The sequence below is a fragment of the Streptomyces rimosus subsp. rimosus genome, from assembly GCF_000720725.1.
In the GTDB taxonomy this organism is placed as follows: Bacteria; Actinomycetota; Actinomycetes; order Streptomycetales; family Streptomycetaceae; genus Streptomyces; species Streptomyces rimosus_A.
In genome coordinates, this window is record NZ_JOCQ01000027.1 from 49,064 (window position 1) to 68,390 (window position 19,327).

At 74.2% G+C, this 19,327-nt stretch carries 13 protein-coding genes; 10 read left to right on the plus strand and 3 right to left on the minus strand.

Annotation, left to right across the window (positions count from 1 at the left end; translation table 11 throughout):
- Positions 1-3: 3 nt before the first annotated feature.
- The 9 genes from IH45_RS0116340 to IH45_RS1000000150620 all read left to right on the plus strand — a co-directional run bounded on the left by IH45_RS0116340 (position 4) and on the right by IH45_RS1000000150620 (position 16,273).
- Positions 4-1,359, plus strand: coding sequence for a 6-phospho-beta-glucosidase (locus tag IH45_RS0116340; RefSeq protein ID WP_234440562.1), 1,356 nt, complete (start codon positions 4-6; stop codon positions 1,357-1,359).
- A 128-nt stretch (positions 1,360-1,487) separates the two neighbouring features.
- Positions 1,488-2,459 (plus strand): N-acetylglucosamine kinase, encoded by a 972-nt coding sequence (locus IH45_RS0116345; protein ID WP_032917591.1) that lies wholly within the window; start codon positions 1,488-1,490, stop codon positions 2,457-2,459.
- An 872-nt stretch (positions 2,460-3,331) separates the two neighbouring features.
- Positions 3,332-4,822, plus strand: coding sequence for a hypothetical protein (locus IH45_RS0116350; protein ID WP_030667852.1), 1,491 nt, complete (start codon positions 3,332-3,334; stop codon positions 4,820-4,822).
- Positions 4,823-4,845: 23 nt separating this feature from the next.
- Positions 4,846-5,832 carry a glutamate ABC transporter substrate-binding protein gene (locus tag IH45_RS0116355; protein ID WP_030667857.1) on the plus strand — a complete coding sequence of 329 codons (987 nt, stop codon included), beginning with the start codon at positions 4,846-4,848 and terminating at the stop codon, positions 5,830-5,832.
- Positions 5,833-6,301: 469 nt separating this feature from the next.
- Positions 6,302-7,645, plus strand: a complete 1,344-nt coding sequence (locus tag IH45_RS0116360; protein WP_078897602.1) for a hypothetical protein — start codon at positions 6,302-6,304, stop codon at positions 7,643-7,645.
- Positions 7,642-10,650 carry a tetratricopeptide repeat protein gene (locus IH45_RS0116365; RefSeq protein ID WP_030667862.1) on the plus strand — a complete coding sequence of 1,003 codons (3,009 nt, stop codon included), beginning with the start codon at positions 7,642-7,644 and terminating at the stop codon, positions 10,648-10,650. Before IH45_RS0116360 ends, IH45_RS0116365 begins: the two co-directional genes overlap by 4 nt.
- A gap of 775 nt (positions 10,651-11,425) precedes the next feature.
- Positions 11,426-12,448, plus strand: a complete 1,023-nt coding sequence (locus IH45_RS1000000151180) for a PP2C family protein-serine/threonine phosphatase (RefSeq protein WP_463607451.1) — start codon at positions 11,426-11,428, stop codon at positions 12,446-12,448.
- Between the two features lie 339 nt (positions 12,449-12,787).
- Positions 12,788-14,170: a vWA domain-containing protein gene (locus tag IH45_RS0116375; protein WP_030667868.1), complete on the plus strand. Its 1,383-nt coding sequence runs from the start codon at positions 12,788-12,790 to the stop codon at positions 14,168-14,170.
- A gap of 540 nt (positions 14,171-14,710) precedes the next feature.
- A complete protein-coding gene (locus IH45_RS1000000150620; protein ID WP_463607452.1) occupies positions 14,711-16,273 on the plus strand; it encodes an FHA domain-containing protein in 1,563 nt (520 codons plus the stop codon).
- A gap of 93 nt (positions 16,274-16,366) precedes the next feature.
- Here the strand turns inward: IH45_RS1000000150620 and IH45_RS0116390 are convergent, their stop codons facing one another.
- A complete protein-coding gene (locus IH45_RS0116390; RefSeq protein WP_030667882.1) occupies positions 16,367-17,437 on the minus strand; it encodes a methyltransferase domain-containing protein in 1,071 nt (356 codons plus the stop codon).
- A 74-nt stretch (positions 17,438-17,511) separates the two neighbouring features.
- Between IH45_RS0116390 and IH45_RS0116395 the strand changes: the two genes are divergently transcribed.
- On the plus strand, positions 17,512-17,916 hold the full coding sequence (locus IH45_RS0116395; protein ID WP_003987371.1) for a globin: 405 nt from the start codon (positions 17,512-17,514) through the stop codon (positions 17,914-17,916).
- 142 nt (positions 17,917-18,058) lie between these two features.
- Here the strand turns inward: IH45_RS0116395 and IH45_RS0116400 are convergent, their stop codons facing one another.
- Together IH45_RS0116400 and IH45_RS0116405 are read right to left on the minus strand one after the other, a co-directional pair.
- Complete coding sequence (locus tag IH45_RS0116400) at positions 18,059-18,877, minus strand: hypothetical protein (protein WP_030667885.1); 819 nt, start codon at positions 18,875-18,877, stop codon at positions 18,059-18,061.
- Complete coding sequence (locus IH45_RS0116405; RefSeq protein WP_030667886.1) at positions 18,874-19,323, minus strand: acyl-CoA thioesterase; 450 nt, start codon at positions 19,321-19,323, stop codon at positions 18,874-18,876. Before IH45_RS0116405 ends, IH45_RS0116400 begins: the two co-directional genes overlap by 4 nt.
- Positions 19,324-19,327: the final 4 nt, after the last annotated feature.

The following is a 19,327-nucleotide window of genomic DNA, read 5'->3' on the forward strand; positions in this document are numbered from 1 at the left end:
CTCATGCTGTCGTCCACCGGGGGAACCTCCCCCTCCGCCGGGGGGTCCTCCCCCTCCACCAGGGGAACCTCCCCGTCCACCGGGGGAACGCCCCCGCACCCCCGCCTCAAGATCGCCGTGGTCGGCGGAGGCTCGACCTACACCCCCGAACTCATCGACGGCTTCGCCCGGCTGCGGGACGCCCTGCCGCTGGCGGAACTGGTCCTGATCGACCCGGCGGCCGACCGGCTGGAGCTGGTCGGCGGCCTGGCCCGGCGGATCTTCGCCCGGCAGGGCCACCCGGGCCGCATCTCCTGGACCTCCGACGTGGACGCCGGCGTGGACGGCGCGGACGCGGTGCTGCTCCAGCTGCGCGTCGGCGGGCAGGCGGCCCGCAACCAGGACGAGACCTGGCCCCTGGAATGCGGCTGCGTCGGGCAGGAGACGACCGGCGCGGGCGGGCTCGCCAAGGCGCTGCGCACCGTCCCGGTCGTCCTGGACATCGCGGAGCGCATCCGCCGCCGCAATCCCGACGCGTGGATCGTGGACTTCACCAACCCGGTCGGCATCGTCACCCGCGCGCTGCTGTCGCACGGCCACAAGGCCGTCGGCCTGTGCAACGTAGCCATCGGCTTCCAGCGCAAGTTCGCGCGGCTGCTGGGCATCGCGCCGGATCGGGTGGAGCTGGAGCACGTCGGGCTGAACCATCTGACGTGGGAGCGCGCCGTACGGGTGGACGGCGAGGACGTACTGCCCCGGCTGATCGCCGAGCACGGCGCGGCCATCGCCGAGGACCTGCACATGCCGCGCTCGCTCGTGGACCGGCTCGGCGTCGTACCGTCGTACTACCTGCGCTACTACTACCAGCACGACGAAGTCGTGGAGGAGCTGCGCAGCAAGCCGTCGCGGGCGGCGGAGGTGGCGGCCATCGAGAAGCAGCTGCTGGAGATGTACGGCGACCCGTCGCTGGACGAGAAGCCCGAGCTGCTGGCCAAGCGTGGCGGCGCGTTCTACTCGGAGGCGGCGGTGGCGCTGACCTCCGCACTGCTGGGCGACACCGGCGACGTACAGATTGTGAACACGGTCAACAACGGAACCCTGCCGTTCCTGCCCGACGACGCGGTGATCGAGGTGCCGGCGACGGTGGGGGCGGGCGGGGCGAAGCCGCTGCCCGTACGGCCGCTGGAACCGCTGTACTCCGGGCTGATCGCCAACGTCACCGCGTACGAGCACCTCGCGCTGGAGGCAGCCCTGAAGGGCGGCCGGGACCGGATCTTCGAGGCACTGCTCGCCCACCCGCTCATCGGCCAGATCGCGTACGCGGACCGGCTGACCGACGAGCTGATCGCGCACAACCGGGAGCATCTCGCGTGGCTCTGAGTGAAGGCGAGGGGGGCGGGGCGGTGCCTTACGGGGGTGACGGGACGGTGTCTTACGGGGGTGACGGGGTGGTGCGCCGGTCGGCAGGGTCCGCCGGGCCGGCCGGGGCCGGTTCGCGTTCCGGCGGGCTGGCTCTAGCCGTCGACGCGGGCAACAGCAAGACCGACGTCGCGCTGGTCGGTGCGGACGGGACGGTGCTGGCGACGGTCCGCGGCGGGGGTTTCCAGCCGCCGGTGGTCGGCGTCGCCCGGGCCGTCGGCGACCTGGCGGCGCTGGTGGACGCGGTACGGGAACGGGCCGGCGTCACCGGGCCGGTGGACCAGGTGTCCGCCTACCTGGCCAACGCCGACCTGCCCGCCGAGGAAGCCGAACTGGCCGCGGCGATCACCTCGTACGGCTGGGCCCGTACGGTCACCGTCGCCAACGACACCTTCGCACTGCTGCGCGCCGGACTGCCGGACACCGGCGAACCGGTCGGCGTGGCAGTGGTGTGCGGCGCCGGGATCAACTGCGCGGGCCTGGGACACGACGGCCGTACCGCCCGGTTCCCGTCCGTCGGGCGGCTCTCCGGCGACTGGGGCGGCGGCGGGCACCTGGCCGAGGAGGCGCTGTGGTGGGCGGCGCGGGCCGACGACGGGCGCGGCGAACCGAGCGCGCTGGCGCGCGAAGTCCCGGCCCACTTCGGGCTGGCCACCATGCCGGAGCTGATCGAGGCGCTCCACCTGGGACACATCCCGCGGGAGCGCCGGTACGGGCTGACGCCGCTGCTGTTCGCGGTGGCCGCGTCCGGCGACGCGGTGGCGCGGGCCCTGGTGCACCGGCAGGCGGAAGAGGTCGCACTGCTGGCGTCGGTGGCGCTGAAGCGGCTGGACCTGCTGGACGAGCCGACGCCGCTGGTCCTGGGCGGCGGCGTACTGGCCGCCCGGCACCCGCTCCTGCACGACGAACTGACCCGCCTGCTGGCGGAGCGCGCCCCGAAGGCCGAACCGCGCGTGGTCACGGAGCCGCCCGTACTGGGCGCGGCCCTGCACGCCCTGGACCGGGCCGGAGCGGGGGCGGAGGCGTATGAGCGGGTGCGTGGGGAGTTCGGTGGGGGTTAGGTGGGGTTAGGTGAGGGGCTATGGGGAGTGGGGCTGGGGGCGGATCCGAGGGGACACCCCGGCGGAAGCTCGGCAGGGGTGGGCGAGTCGGAATTCCGATGCCTGCCGGGATCCCGCCGCCCGCCGGAATCCAGCCGTCGGCCGGGACCTTCCTCCCGCCGGGGCTTTGCTTTCGCCGGGGCTTTGCTTTCACCGGAACCTTGCTTTCGCCGGGCTTCCCCCCGCCGGCCCCCTCCCGCCGGGACCGTCCTCCCACCGGGACCGTCCTCCCACCGAGACCGTCCTCCCACCGAGACCTCCCCCCACCGCCACCTTCCCCCACCAGAAACTTCCCGCCCGCCGGGATCTTTCCGCCCGCCCGGTTCGTTCCCCCGCTCGGGGGGAGTTGTCAGGCTGGATCGTTTCGCCGGCGGGGTGTCGTCCAGCGCGTTCGTCCCCGCGACGCGTTCGTCCCCGCGACGCGTTCGTCCCCGCGACGCGTTCGTCCCCGCAACGCGTTCGTCCCCGCAACGCGACCGCGCCTCTCCCGAAGACAGGCCGGGTGGGACCCGTCGGGGGGCGGGTTCCGCCCGCGCCTCGCGGCCGGGAGCGTGCCTCGCGGCCGGGAGCCGGATTCCCCGTCGAATACGGCGAATTCCGTACACGCGTGTCCTTTCGGGAACCGTGTCCGGCGGGCCGCGCGTGATGGAGGGCGGGGGAACACGGATGACCGCCGGGCGGGAGGGTTCGGCGGGGCCCGATCCGCACATGATCCAGGCAATAACGGTGTGGTTGTCAGTCCCTGCGGCCATACTGACTGCTGGCCGTGCAACTGTTCCCGTGCGCCCGTCGCACGGGTCCGGGGCCGCCGTCCGCGACCAGGGGGAGGTTCCGTGTCCAACCCGCAGACCGGTGCTGCGCCGCCGTCCGGCCGCGCCCCCTCCCCCGGCCTCTCCTCCGCCGGTTCGGGCACGTTCGCCGGGTCCGGGTCCGCGGCCGGTTCCAGCCTCGCTTCGGGTACTGGTACGGGTACGGGCGTCGGCCGACGGCGTACCGCATGGGCCGACGGCGTGGACCAGTTGCGTGCCGCCGCCACGACCGAGCCCGGACGGCTGCGCATCATCGGGGCCGTACTGGCCTTCCTGGTCGTGGCGTTCGGCGCCGCGACGGCCTGGCAGGTCACCGACCGGGCCACCGCCGCGCGCGACGTGGTGGAGCACAGCCAGCCGCTGAGCGCGGACGCCGCGAACATCTACCGCTCCCTCGCCGACGCCGACACCACCGCCGCCGGCGGCTTCCTCGCGGGCGGCAAGGAGACCCAGGCCACCCGCGACCGGTACGAGGCCGACATCGCCATGGCCGCCCGGCTGCTGGCCAAGGCGTCGTCCAACACCAGCGGTTCGGACACCGCGGCCCGCCAGATCGCCAAGCTCAACAGCCTCCTCCCCCGGTACACGGGCCTGATCGAGACGGCCCGCACCAACAACCGCCAGGGCCTTCCCCTCGGCGGCGCCTACCTGCGCTACGCCAACGCGCAGATGCGCGGCGAACTCCTCCCCGCAGCTCGTGAGTTGTACGTGGCAGAGACGGCGCGCCTCGGCGAGGACTACGACTCCGCGAAGGCGTGGCCCTGGCTCGCGCTCTCCGCCGGTGTGGTGGCGCTCGGCGCCCTCGTCTGGGCCCAGCGGCGCAACTACCGCCGCACGAACCGGTTGTTCAACTACGGCCTGCTGGCGGCCACGACCGCGTCCGCCGTCGTCCTGTTGTGGCTTGCGGTCGGCCATTCCGTGGCCCGCGCGGGGCTGAACACGTCGTACGAGGACGGCGCCCGCTCGCTGAACGTCCTCAACGAGGCGCGCATCGACGCCCTCCAGGCCCGCGGCGACGAGAACCTGACCCTGATCGCGCGCGGCGCCGTGGTGACCAAGGACCAGCAGGACTTCTACGAGGTCGGCTACCGCACCGGCATGAAGGACCTGGCGGGCGCGGGCCGCGGCGACGCCGCGGCGGCGGACGGCAAGCTCGGCTCGGCCCTGGCGCTCGCCGACGACGACGCGGGCCGGCGCCCCGTACAGGAGGCGGTCGAGACCGTACGGCAGTGGCAGGCGCGGCATGCCGAGGCCCGAGCCGCCGACGACCAGGGCGACTACGACCGGGCGCTGGCCATGGTGATCGGCGGCGACACGGCGACCGGACAGTCCTTCGACCGGGTGGACACCCAGCTGGCCAGGGCGCTGGACCACGAGCAGCAGCAGCTCCGACGGGCGGCCGACGACGGGCGCGGGGCGCTGACCGGGCTGGTGACGGGCGCCGTGGTGCTGGCCCTCCTGGGCGCGACGGGCGCGGTGCTGGGCATCGGGCGCAGGCTTTCGGAGTACCGGTGATGGGGCGGCCTGGTGATGGCGACATGACGACGCGCGCGAGGGGTTTGCGGAACCTGCGGGCCGCGCTGGCCCCGGTGGCGGCCGGGGTGTGCGTGATGGCGGCGACAGCCGCGGTCCTCGTCCCCGTCCTGGGCGGCGGCCCGGCGCCCCGCCCCGCGCCGTACGGGACGCACAGCGCCCGCGCCGACGCCGCGGCGGCGGACTGCACGCCCGCCAACGCCGCCGCGAGCCTGCGGCCCTCCCCGGCGGACGGCCCGACGGTGGACAAGATCAAGGAGCGGGGGCGGCTGATCGTCGGCGTCGACCAGAACACCTACCGCTGGGGCTACCGCAACCCGGCCACCGGTGACCTGGAGGGCTTCGACATCGCCCTGGCGCGGGCGATCGCCGAGGACATCCTCGGGCCCGACCCGAAGATCTCGTTCCGGGCGATTCCCACCAGCCAGCGCATCCCCGCCCTCCAGAAACGCACCGTCGACCTGGTCGTACGGACGATGACGATCAACTGCGCCCGCAAGCGGCAGGTCGCCTTCTCGACCGCGTACTTCCAGGGCGGCCAGCAGGTGCTGGCGCCCACGAACTCGCGGATCACGGGCTTCGACGACTCGCTGAAGGACAAGCGGGTCTGTACGGCGGCCGGTTCCACGGGCGAGACCCGGCTGACCGAGGAGCGGCACGGCGCCCGGGTCGTGACCGTGCCGAACCAGCTCGACTGCCTGGTGCGGCTCCAGCTCGGCGAGGCCGACGCGGTGGTGACGGACAACGCGCTGGCCGCCGCGCAGGCCGCGCAGGACCCGACGGTGCAGCTGAAGGGGAAGCCGTTCACCGACGAGCCGTACGGCGTCGCGGTCAACCGCGACGACACCGACCTGGTGCGGCGGGTCAACCAGGTGCTGGAGGACTACCGCCAGGGCGGCGGCGAAAGCCGGTGGATGGCCGCCTACAGGAAGTGGCTTCAGGCGGACCTCCCTGGCATATCCAAGGCGCCCGAACCCCAGTACAGCGACTGATCCGTGCGGGGGCCGGGCGAGCGCCGCGTACGGGCGGCGCGTGGCGGGACGGCCGGTGTGCCGCGTACGGGCGGCGCGTGGCGGTGCCGTCGGCAGATCGCAGGGCCGGTCGCCCTGCCGTGGAACGGCGTTCGCCCGCCGGTGGCGTCACCATGGAAGGAACCCGCGGGCGCGGAGAAGGGGGGAGGACGGAAACACGGGACGGAAACACAGGGCGGAAGCACGGGACGGAAACACGGGACAGAGGACAGGCGACGCCGGGGGGGGAGGCTGCAGTGCCGCAGAACCACCGGCGGAGGCGGCACCTGCCGCAGGACCACCGGCGCAGGCCGGCTGTGCCGCAGTGCCGCCGGCCGAGGCGGCAGCGCCGCGGGACCGCCGACCCCGTGACCGCAGCCGTACCGCCGTACGACCAGCCGCGACGGACGTGTCGACCGCCGCGCACCACACGCACTTGGAGAGGTGATCGATGGGGGTCCCCGGATCCTTCCCCGGCTCGCCGGGGAAGCCCCAAACCCCGGTGATGGACCGGGAGGAGGTGGACCGCGCCCTGAGCCGGCTCGGTGACGAGTACGAGGCGATCGAGACCTCGCTGCTCGCCCTTCAGGACCACGCGGGCCGCCGCCTCCTGGAAGGCGCCGAACTCACCGGCGTCACCAAGGACCGCTGGGCCGCCACCGAGCAGTCCATCACCGTCCTGTGGGCGCACTTCGACGCGTACACGGCAGCCCTCACCACCGCCCGCGAGCTCCGCGACCGCCGCCGCTGGCCGTCCCCCGACGACCTGGCCGAACTGACCGAACTGCTCCGCGGCGCCCGCGTCACGGTCTCCGGCGCGGCCACCGCGGGCGCCGCGCAGCTCGGCGGCCCCGCCCGGCTGAGCGAACAGTTCACCTTGGAGGAACTGGTCGGGCGGATGAACACGCTGTACGCGGCGGCGCTGGACGTCATCGTCTCCGCCGACGCCGTGTGGTCCGCCCTGCCCGCCCGGATAGACCTGCTCGCCGCCGAACTGCGGCGCACGCTCTCCCTGGCGCGGTCGGTCGGCGTACGCCCCGGGGAGCACCCGGCCGGCGACGACCTTGAGCGGATCACGTACGAACTGACGCAGTTGCGCGCCCAGGTGGTGTCCGACCCGCTGGCCTTCTGGGCCCCGGACGCCGACCGCAGCGCGGCGCCCGGCGGCGGCCGCCCGGACACCGTCCGCTACGACCGTGCGGCGCGCGCCCTGGAGGACGCCCGGCGGGAGATCGAAGCCGTACTGGACGTACGGCAGGACGCCGAGCGGCGGCTGATGCAGCTGCGCGACGTGCTGTCCCGGGCGGACCGTACGCTCACCGAGGCGCGGCAGGCGCGCGGTGAAGTGCTCGCGAAGATCGCCGCGTCCGAGGTGCCCGCCGTCAGCGGCCCGCCCACCGCGCTGCACGAGCAGCTGACCACCGCCGCCGAGTACCGCCGGCACGCCCAGTGGCACCGTCTCTCGCCCCTGCTCGACAGCCTGGAACAGCGCGCCGAGGACGAACTGCACCGCGCCCGCGAGTCGCTGACGGCGGTCACCGCGCCGCTGGCCGTACGGGCCGAGCTGCGCGGGCGTCTGGACGCCTACAAGGCGAAAGCCGCGCGGCACGGCCTGGCCGAGGACCCGCTGCTGACCGAGCGGTACGACGTCGCGCGGCGGATGCTGTGGAGCGCGCCGTGCGACCTGCGGGCGGCCGAGCACGCGGTGCTGCGCTACCAGCAGGCGGTGGCCGAGGCGCTGCTGCCGCCGGGACCGGACCCCGGGCCGGCGGACGGACCACAGGGGGAAGCATGACCGAGGAGCACACCGGCGGCGCCCCGTGCCAGCGGCGCGACTGCCCCGGCACGTACGAGGACGTGGGCGCCGGCGAACTGTACTGCGACACCTGCGGGCTGGCTCCGGTCGTGTCACCGGACGGGATGGTGGGGTCACCGCCTACGGGGGTCACGGCGGGGCGGAAGGGTGGGGGCGGGGGTAAGGGCGGAAGTTGGGCTTCCGGTTCGGGTTCGGGTTCGGGCGGAGCCGGGGTGGCCGGTTCCGGGGGCTCTGGGGGATCGGGGGGTTCTGCGGGCTCTGGGGGTTCCGCGGGCTCCGGGCACACTTCCGGTGGTCCCGGCTCCGGCTCCAGCTCCGGTTCGGGTGAGAGCCGGACCTCAGCGACCTCCGCCCGCTCCGCAACCTCTCGGCGCTCCGTCTCGGGCCGCCTCTCCCGCTCCCTGTCAGGCACCTCGACGCGCTCGATGTCCGTGTCCGTACGCAGCGCCGGCCGCGGCAGCAGCTCCGGGCCGGCGCGCGGGCGGCTGGGCGCCGGACTGGTGACGGTGCCGGAGGTGCCGCGCCCCGATCCGCGTACGGCCGTCCTGGAGAACCCGGAGGTCCCGGAGCGCAAGCGGTTCTGCAGCCGTAGCGACTGCGGCGCCCCGGTGGGCCGGGCGCGCGGCGACCGTCCGGGCCGTACGGAAGGTTTCTGCACCAAGTGCGGCCACCCGTACAGCTTCGTGCCCAAACTGCGCCCCGGTGACGTGGTGCACGGCAGCTACGAGGTCGTCGGCTGTCTGGCGCACGGCGGCCTGGGCTGGATCTACCTGGCCATCGACCGCGCGGTCTCCGACCGCTGGGTGGTGCTCAAGGGCCTGCTGGACACCGGCGACGAGGAGGCGCTGGCGGCGGCCGCGTCCGAGCGCCGCTTCCTCGCCGAGATCGAGCACTCCAACATCGTCCGCATCTACAACTTCGTCGAGCACCTGGACCGTACGACCGGCAGCCTGGACGGCTACATCGTCATGGAGTACGTCGGCGGCAAGTCCCTCAAGGACATCGCCAACGAACGGCGCACGCCGCACGGGCGCCGCGACCCGCTGCCGGTCGGGCAGGCGTGCGCGTACGGCATCGAGGCCCTGGAGGCGCTCGGCCACCTGCACAGCCGCAACCTCCTGTACTGCGATTTCAAGGTCGACAACGCCATCCAGCAGCACGACCAGCTCAAGCTGATCGACATGGGCGCGGTGCGCCGGATGGACGACCACGAGAGCGCGATCTACGGCACGATCGGCTACCAGGCGCCCGAGGTGGCCGAGTCGGGCCCGTCCGTCGCCTCCGACCTCTACACGGTCGCGCGCACCCTCGCCGTGCTCACCTTCGACTTCCAGGGCTACACGAACGTGTTCGCGGACTCGCTGCCCGACCCGGACAACATCGAGGTCTTCCGTACGTACGAGTCCTTCTACCGCCTCCTGGTACGGGCCACCGACCCCGACCCCGCGCGGCGCTTCTCCTCGGCGGAGGAGATGGCGGAACAGCTGACGGGCGTGCTGCGGGAGGTCGTGGCGCTCCAGACGGGCGAGCAGCGGCCCTCGCTGTCCACACTGTTCGGCCCGGAGCTGCGCGTCGTGGACACGGATGTGATGGCGCGGGCAGAGGGGGACACGTCCCTGCTGGGGGCGCGCGTGGTGGCGGCCGGGCGGCGCCGGGCCGGGTCCGATGGGCGTACGGCGTGGCCGCTTCGCCGGGGTCGGCGCTCCGCGACCGCGGTCATCGGCCCGGCCACCGGAGTCGGCGCGCCGGGCGAGATCGGCAGCGGCAAGAAGTCCTCCGGCGCCCCGGGCACCGTCGGCGGTCCGGGAACCGGCAGCGGTACGGGAACCGGCAGCGCTTCAGGCACGGGCAGCGCTCTGGGCACCGTCGTCGGCCAGGTCGCGGCCCCGGCCGGGCCGGGCACCCAGCCCGTCGTTCCCGCCCAGGTCGCGTACGAGGTCACGTCGGCGACCGGCCCGCGGACGGAGGCCGGCGGGACACGCGGTGCTCCCGCGCTGCGCCCGCTCGACACCGGACTCGCCGTCCTCGCCCTGCCCGTACCGCGCGTCGATCCCGCCGACCCGAACGCGGGCTTCCTGGCCGGACTGCTGGCCGCCGCCCCCGCGGAGCTGATCAGCGCGCTGCGCGCGGCCCCCGCCGACACCATAGAGACCCGGCTGCGCAAGCTGCGCGCCCAGCTGGAGATGGGCGACGGGGCGGCGGCCCTGCGCGAACTGCACCTCATAGAGGCGGAGCCCGACCGGGACTGGGCGGCGGACTGGCGGGTGGTCTGGTACCGCGGTCTGGTGGCGCTGACGAACGACGACCGCGAGACGGCGGCGCTGTCGTTCGACGCGATGTACGACGCGTTCCCCGGCGAGTCCGCTCCGAAGCTGGCGCTCGGCATCTGCGCCGAGGTGCTGGGCCAGCTCGACAACGCGGCGGAGTACTACCGGCTGGTGTGGGCCGCCGACCACAGTTACGTGAGCGCGGCGTTCGGGCTGGCGCGGGTGCGGCTCGCGGACGGCGACCGGGCCGGCGCGGTGGCCGCGCTCGAATCCGTACCGGAATCCTCCATTCACTACACTGCCGCGCGCATCGCCGCGATCCGGGCCCGGCTGCGGCAGCGCTCCGCGCTGGACCCGCTCCTGGAGGACCTGCGTGCGGCGGCCGGAGAGGTCGAGCGGCTGGCGGAGTCCGGGCTGGACGCGGAGCGCCGCGAACAACTGACGACCGAGGTGCTGGGCTGCGCGCTCGACTGGGTACTCTCCGGTAGCCGCGGTGCCGAGCAGCGGGGGCGTACATTGCCGTCCGGGACCCGGGCCCCTGGTTCCGGCGGCACTGCCGCCCGGCCCGGTCTGCTCGGCAGTGCACTGGACGAACGCGGCCTGCGCTTCGGCCTGGAGCGGTCGTTCAGACTGCTCGCGCGGCTGGCGCAGCGTGGCGAGGAAAGGATCGAGCTGGTGGAACGGGCCAACCGCTTCCGCCCCAGGACGTGGGTGTGACATGGGTGTGACAGGGCCGTTCCGGTGTGCGAGCTGCGACGAGCCGCTCGAACCGGGGGACAACTACTGCGGGTTCTGCGGCGCCGACGTCGTGGCCCCCGCCGGACCGGACAGTACCGGTGACCGCCCTACGGTTCCGCTGGGTGACACCGCGGGGCATCCGGCGGCCGGGGCGGGGGCGCCTGCAGGGTCGGTTGCACTGCCTGCGGGGTTCTTGATGCCGGGGGCGGGCCAGGCTCCTGAGTCGGTTCCGGTACCCGGTCCGGCTCCGGCACCCGTGCCGGTGGCCGCGCCCGCGCCGCGTCCTGCCCCGCCGTACGCGCACACTGCCGCATACGGTACGCAGACACCCGCATACGGTGCCCGGGCCGCCGCGTACGGTACGCATCCCCCCACGGCGTACGACGCCCAAGCCGGGCATGGCGGCGACGCCCCGTACCCACCCGGCGCCACCGCCCACCCGCACGGCGCGGCGCCCGGCTCCCACGCCCCCGTACCGCCACCTCCGCCCGGATATGCGCCCGGCGGGCCGCAGGCGGACGCGCAGTCGCGGGCGCCGCACGCGGAGGCGAGCGTTCCGCCGTCGCCCGGCCCCGCGCCGGGCCCACACGGTGGCGCGCCGGACCCGCGGATCGTCGGCTACGGCCTCGGCGCCGAGTCTTCACCCGGCCCTTCGGACGACCGGACGCCGGGCGGACCGGGAGAGCCGCCCGTACAGCCGACGCCACCTGCTCAGCCCGCTCAACCAGTACAACCTGAACAGCCCGCGCAGCCCGTGCAGTCGGCGCAGCCCGCCCAGCCACCGCAGCAGCCCGCCCAGCCACCACAAACTGCACAGCCGCCCGCATCGGCCTCCTCCCCCGAACACCAGACTCCCGCGCAAGGCACCCGTATCTGCTCGGTGTGCCACGCGGGGACGGTCGCCCAGGACGGCTACTGCGAGAACTGCGGCCACGCGCAGCCCCGCGAACGCGACCACATGGAGCGGGAACTGCCGGGCGTGGCCGCGGTCAGCGACCGGGGCCACCGCCACCACCGCAACGAGGACTTCTTCGCGATCGCCGAGAGTGCCCTGCCGGACGGTACGCCCGCGGTGCTCACGGTCGTCTGTGACGGCGTCTCCTCCGCGTCCCGGCCCGACGACGCGTCCGCCGCCGCGTCCGGGACCGCGGCCCGGTCGCTGCTGGCCGCCCTGCCCGCCGGCACGCACCCGCAGCGGGCCATGCACGACGCGATCATCGCCGCCGCCAAGGCCGTCAACGCCCTGGCCGCGGCGCCCCGGCAGCACGACCCGTACCGCCAGCAGAACGCGCCTGCCTGCACGTTCGTCGGCGCGGTGGTCGGCGGCGGGCTGCTCGTGATCGGCTGGGTCGGCGACAGCCGCGCGTACTGGGTCCCCGACGACCGCAGCGCCGCCCCCGTCCGCCTCACCGAGGACGACTCGTGGGCGGCGCAGATGGTCGCCAACAACCTGATGTCGGAGGCCGAGGCGTACGCGGACGACCGCGCGCACGCGATCACGGGCTGGCTGGGCGCGGACGCGTACGAACTTGAGCCGCACACCGCTTCCTTCAAACCCGACGGACCGGGTGTAGTGGTGGTGTGCACGGACGGGCTGTGGAACTACGCCGAGGCCGCGGAGCAGCTCGCCGCGGTGCTGCCGGCCGACGCGCACGACCGGCCGCTGCACAGTGCGCGGACCCTGGTCGCCCATGCGCTCGCGGGCGGGGGCCACGACAACGTAACAGTGGCGGTGGTGCCGTTCCCGGCGCCACCGGGACGGGCAGGATCGGCCTGAGCGCCTGCCGGGACGTGCCGCCGCCCGCGCGGCGGCACCGGCGGCCGGAAGACGGGGAGCTTCCGGCCGCGACCAGATGATCCGCAACAGCGACCGCAATCGCACCGGAACACGACCGAATCGGATCGGTTCATGCCGACCCGGTGAACCGGCGGGCTGGTGAACCGGCGGGCTGGTGAACCGGTGCCCCGGCGTCCGGTGAACCGCACCGCAGCGCACCACCACGAGTACGGCGCCAACGGGGGGACGGTCACGGGGACTTCCGCCCGACCATGGGTCTCGTCACCGCCGCGCGGCCTCCGCACCGGAGCCGTGCGACGGACCTAAGGAGCGGAACAGATGGCCAATTTCGCCAAGTCCAGCGTGCCGCGGTTCTCCGCAGAGGTGTACCAGAACGCGTATCTGCCCGAAGGTGGGCGCGAGGTGAACGCCATCGTCACCGTCACCGCCACCGGCGGCGGCACCAGCGGCGGACTGCCCCTCTTCGCCGCCGCTACGGACGCGGGCGGCCTCGGTGCCGCACGCGGCCGGGACAGCGTCGGGGCCGTCCGGCACGCGGGCGTCGTGATCATGGTGGACTGCTCCGGTTCGATGGACTACCCGCCCACCAAGATGCGCAACGCGCGCGACGCGACCGCCGCCGCGATCGACACCGTACGGGACGGTGTCGCCTTCGCCGTGGTGGCCGGCACCCACCAGGCCGCCGAGGTCTACCCGGGCGGCGGCCGGCTCGCGACCGCGGACCCGACCACCCGCGAGCAGGCCAAGGAGGCGCTGCGCAAACTGAGCGCCGGAGGCGGCACCGCCATCGGCACCTGGTTACGGCTGGCCGACCGGCTGCTGACCGACGCGGACGTCGGCATCCGGCACGGCATCCTGCTCACCGACGGCCGCAACGAGCACGAGTCGCCCCAGGACCTGCGCGCCACTCTCGACGCCTGCGCCGGGCGTTTCACGTGCGACGCCCGTGGCGTCGGTACGGACTGGGAGGTCAAGGAGGTCACCGGCATCGCCGCCGCGCTGCTCGGGACGGCCGACATCGTCGCCGACCCGTCCGGCCTGGCCGCCGACTTCACGCGGATGATGGAGGCGGCGATGGGCAAGGAGGTGGCCGACGTCACCCTGCGGCTGTGGACACCGCAGGGCGCGGAGGTCGCCTTCGTCAAGCAAGTGGCACCGACCGTGGCGGACTTGACCGGCCGCCGTACCGAATCCGGCCCGCGGACCGGCGACTATCCGACAGGTTCCTGGGGCGACGAGTCCCGCGACTACCACCTGTGCGTACGGGTTCCGGCCGCCGAGGTGGGCCAGGAGATGCTGGCCGCGCGGGTCTCCCTCGTCCTCCCCGAACCCGGCGGTTCCGCGCCGCAGACGCTCGCGCAGGGGCTCGTGCGGGCGGTCTGGACGGACGATATGGCCGCTTCGACCACTATCAACCCCCAGGTCGCCCATTACACGGGGCAAGCCGAACTGGCACAGGTCATCCAGCAAGGGTTGGATGCCCGCAAGTCGGGCGATGCGGACGGCGCCACGGCCAAGCTGGGGCGAGCCGTACAACTGGCGAGCGCGTCCGGGAACGAGGACACTGCGAAACTGCTTGCGAAGGTGGTGGACGTCGTCGATGCGGCGACCGGTACTGTGCGACTGAAGGCGAAGGTCACAGAGGCGGACGAGATGACGCTCGAAACGCGCTCGACCAAGACAGTTCGCGTCAAGAAGTAACAAACTAGACGTACTACCGAACACAATCGGTACTGAGGGGGAAGATCCGACATGCCGACCTGCCCGAACGGCCACCAGTCGGTGGCCGAAGACTGGTGCGAGGTGTGCGGCCACCGGATGGCGGGCGCTGTTCCCCCGCCGCCCTCCCTGCCCGCGGGATTCCTCAACACGCCGCCGGCCGGCCAGCCGACACCGCCGCCCGCTCCGCAGGGCGGGCCGGGGGCGCAGGGCGGTCCGGGCCCAGGCGCCCAAGGCGGCCCCGGAGGCCCCGGAGGCCCCGGTGACTCCCAGGGCGGGCAGGGCTTCCCCGGCGGTTCTCCAGGCGGGCAGGGTTTTCCCGGGGGCTCGCAGGGTGGGCAGGATTTCCCCGGAGCTTCTCAGGGTGGGCAGGGCTTCCCCGGCCCTGGCCAGCCCCCGGCACCGGGACCGGGACCTCAGAACGCGGCACCCCCGGCCCCTCAGGGCCCGGCGTCCCAGGGCCCGCCGCCGCCCGCACCGCAGGGTGGGCCTGTAGGCCAGGGCCCGGCAGCGCAGGGCCCGATGGGCCAGGGCGGTCCTGGCCCGGCACCCGCGCCCGGTCCGCAGGGCGGACACGGCAGCCAGGGCGGACAGGGCGGTTACGGCTTCCCTCCCCCGGCCTCCGGCCCGAGCACCCCGCCGCCCTCCCCCCAGGGTCCCGGCCCCGCCCAGCCGGGCCCGCCCGCATTCCCGGCCCCTCAGGGCCAGCCCGGCCCTCAGGGCCAGCCCGGTCCGCAAGGCCAGTCCGGTCCGCAAGGCCAGCCGGGTCCGCAAGGCCAGCCGGGTCCGCAAGGCCAGCCGGGCCAGCCGGAGCTGTGCCCGCAGTGCCGTACGCCGCGTGAAGCAATGGCTCCGTTCTGCGAGGAGTGCCGCTACAACTTCCTGACGCACTCGGCGACCTCGTTCGCCCCGCCGCCTCCCGGCCCACAGGGTGGCCCCGGCCCCCAGGGCGGGCAGGGCGGCTACGGCTTCCCGCCCCCGCAGCAAGGGCCGCCGACCCCGCCGCAGCAGTACGAGTACCAGGGCTCGCGTCCCTCGCAGATCAACCGTCCCGCCGAACCGCTCGCCCCCGAGCAGTCCGGCCAGTTCGGCATGCCCCCTCAGGGAGGCCAGCAGGGACCGGCCGGTCAGCCTGGCCACCCCACCCCGCCTCCTGGCCAGCAGCCGCCGGGCCAGCAGCCCGGCGCGCCCACAGGACAGCCCGGCCCGAAGCTCCCGCCCCGGTCGGCAGACGACGACTGGCCGCTGCCGCCGCCCAGCTCGCAGGGTCCGCCTCCGCCGCCCGCTCAGCCGGGTCCGCAGGACGGCCCGGAGCACAGCCAGGGCGGGCAAGCCGGTCAGAGCGCTCAGAGCGCTCAGGGCGGCTACGGCTTCCCGCCTCCGCAGCAGGGTTCGCCGCCCCCGCAGCAGCAGCCGGGCCCGTACGAGCCACAGCAGCCTCCCCAGCAGCAGCCGCAGGCCCCGTTCGAGCCCCAACAACAGCCGCCGCAGGCTCCCTTCGAGCCCCAGCAGGCTGCACAACAGGCTCCGCCGCAGGCCCCGTTCGAACCACAGCAGCAGCCCGGCCCGTTCGGCCAGCCGCCGCAGCAGCCGGGCCCGCAGCAGCAGCCGCCCGAGCAGCAGTGGAACGCCCCTGCTCCGGGCCCCGCCGCGCCGCCCGGGCCGCCGCCCGTCGTCGGTGACGGCTGGGTCGTGGCGATCGCGCCGGACCGCGAGTACTTCATGGCCATGATGGGCCGCAGCGGTCCGGAGGCGGCGGGCCTCAACCTGCCCGCGTACTCGCCGGAGCAGCAGGTTCCGCTCGCCGGCGGCCAGATCACCATCGGCCGCCGCCGGCACAGCACGGGCGAGTCCCCGGACATCGACCTGGGCCGTCCCCCGGAGGACCCGGGCGTCTCGCACCAGCACGCGCTCCTGGTCCAGCAGCCGGACGGCAGCTGGGCGGTGGTCGACCAGAACTCCACCAACGGCACCACCGTCAACCTCGCCGAGGACCCCATCCAGCCCTACGCCCCCACCCCGCTCCACGAGGGCGACCGCATCCACGTAGGCGCCTGGACCACCCTCACCGTCCGCCGCGCATAGAAGCAGAACCGTAGAGCGCCGGCCCGGCAACCATGCCGCGGCCGGCGCTCTCCGCTGTCCGCCGGGGGCGCGGGCCGCAGGCCACATACGCGCTCACCCCAGCAGCCACCGACAGGGCCCGCCCGGCGAGTCGAGCCAGGCACGCTGTTCGGTCCCGTCGACCGTGACACCGAAGCGCTCACGCTGCGGATGGCCTTCGCGCCGCCACAGACTGACGATCTCGTCGGGGGTGAGGCTGCCGGCGGCCAGCGACCACAGGAAGTGGAACCGCTCGTCCCGCAGCACCTCGCGCGGCAGGCCGTCGCGCCGTGCCGGGCGCCTTCTGCCGACGGGGACGGGACCCGCACCGGCCTGCGTACGGGCATGCACGCGGACAGGCCCACGGACAGACGTACGCACAGGCGCACGCAGCGGCACGAAGTACGCGGGCGTGTCCAGGAAGCGGCCCTCCGCCCGTACGGTTGTGGGCTCCGTCACCCGGAGCGCGATCAGCCCGGTGGCGAGCGGGGCCAGGATGAGCGCGCCGACCGTGCACTGTTCGATCCACGCGGTGGGAACGGACGGCAGCGCGCAGGTGGCGATGATCCGGTCGTACGGTGCCCGCTCCGGGCAGCCGAGGGCGCCGTCGCCGGTCACCACGGCGGGCCGGTACCCCGCCGCGGCCAGCCGGTCCCGCGCCGGGCCGGTGATCTCCTCGTCCAGGTCGACGGTGGTCACCCGGCCCGCGCCCAGCCGGTGCGCCATCAGGGCCGCGTTGTAGCCGGTCCCCGTACCGACCTCCAGTACGCGGCAACCGCCGCCGGCGCCTTCCCGCTCCCCGACCCGCAGATCCTCCAGCATCATGGCCATCAGCGACGGCTGGCTGCTGGAGGACACCAGCTCGCCGTCCCGCATGTACGTCGCCAGCGCCGTGTCCGTATAGACGCCCTCCAGCCAGCGCGCCCGCCGCTCGGGGTCGTGGTCGGAGCCGGACAGCCGCTGGTAGCCGCGGGCCGTGGCCAGGAAGAAGTACGGTACGAACAGGTGCCGCGGCACCTCCTCGAAGGCGGCGCGCCACCGCGGGTCCGTGAGGTGGCCGCCCGCCCTGATCTGCCGGACCAGCTCGGCACGCGCCGCGGCCGTCGGCTCGCGGCCCGGCCGTGGACCGGACTCTGTAGCGCTCATGTCCCCACTGTCCTACGTCGCAGGTCCTCGGCCGAGCCGCCCGGCACCGCCGAGTCGTCTGACACCATGGACGGGTGAACAAGATTCCGCGCGGCACGCTTCAGGAACAGACTTTTTACGAGCAGGTCGGCGGCGAGCCGACCTTCCGCCGCCTGGTGCACCGTTTCTACCAGGGGGTGGCCGAGGACCCGCTGCTGCGGCCGATGTACCCGGAAGAGGACCTGGGACCGGCCGAGGAGCGGCTCGCGCTCTTCCTCATGCAGTACTGGGGCGGGCCCCGCACGTACAGCGACAACCGCGGCCACCCGCGCCTGCGCATGCGGCACGTGCCCTTCAAGGTCGACCGCGCCGCCCACGACGCCTGGCTCAAGCACATGCGGGACGCTGTGGACTCCCTGGAGCTGTCCCCCGAGCACGAGACGCAGCTGTGGAACTACCTGACGTATGCAGCGGCTTCGATGATCAACGCGGCTGACTGAGCGTTCACCGGCCGACGCGGACGCCCGTACGCCAGGGGCTCCGAAGCCGTCAGGGCCGGGTACGGAGGTCCCCTCCGTACCCGGCCCTGACGCATGTCCGAGGCGGACCCCGCCTTCCCGCCTTCCCGCCTTCCCGCCTTCCTCAGGCAGGCATGACCGGCAGCGCCGCCATCCCGCCCGTACGGACCGCAACTGATCCGTACGGCGTCCGCAGCCGCAGCCAGCCGCCCGCGGCCAGCAGGGTCAGCGTCGGCGGTTCGGCCAGCGCGGCCCCGGCGGCGTGTCCGGTGCCCGTGCGCCCGGTGCCCGCCGCGTGCCCGGTGCCTGCGGGCCCGTGCCCGCCGCCCGCCTGTGCTTCGGCCCGTACGGGACGCAGGAAGCCCAGGGACTGCGCGGCGTGTGCGGCGCGCAGCGGCAGGTGGGTGTCGCCCAGCGTGCGGGACCAGATCTCGCGGCCGATGCGGTCGCGCTCGGCGCGCGTACGGCGTTCCGGCGGCAGTGCCTCGTCCCGGGCGCGGAATTCGGCGACGGCCAATGCCACGGTCCGGCCGAGCGCCTGCGGCGACGGCAGCCCCGGCACCTGCTGCCAGCCGCCGCGCGGCGGCAGGACCCCGGCCCACGGCGGGCCGGTGACGGGGGCGGGCAGCGTCAGGCTGCCCGTCGGCTCGTCGATGCCTTCGAGCAGATCACCTGCGGAAACGGTGAGATCGCGACCACTACCGGGGACGGCACCGGAGGCGGTACCGGAGGCGGCTCCGGTCAGGTCCTCGGGCGCGGCCGGTGCCAGCCGGGCCGTACGGATCGCCAGCACCTCGAAGGACGGCGGGCGGCCGAACACCGCGAGCACGCCGTCCCCGGCCTGCAGCCGTACCGCGGCGGCGCGGTCGTAGTGGATCAGCCGGGCCAGGAAGGCGGCGAGGTCCGCCGCCTCCCCGGCATCGGCCAGGCGCAGCGCCGTCATGCGGCGACGGCCCCCTCCTGCTGCTTCGCGTCGTTCCCGGCGCCGTCGTCCAGGTACTCCCGGAGGAACGACTTCTCCTCCGCGGTGATACGGCGGGGCCGCTGCTGGGCGAAGTCGTACGGGACGACGACGGTCGAGGCGCGGACGTACACCGTGTCCTCGTCCTTGATCTCGTACGCGATCGTCATCGACGCGGCGCCTATCTTCGTCACCCACGACTCGACGGTCACCGGCGCGTGCCGGTGCACCAGCGGCCGTACGTAGTCGATCTCGTGGCGGGCCACCACGGACCCGCCCGAGAAGGACGCGCTGCCCTCGCCCGGCGCCAGCCGCCACATGAAGTCGATCCGTGCCTCTTCGAGGTAGCGGATGAACACCACGTTGTTGACATGGCCGAAGGCGTCCATGTCCGACCAGCGCAGCGGGCAGGAGTAGAGGTGTCGCACGCGG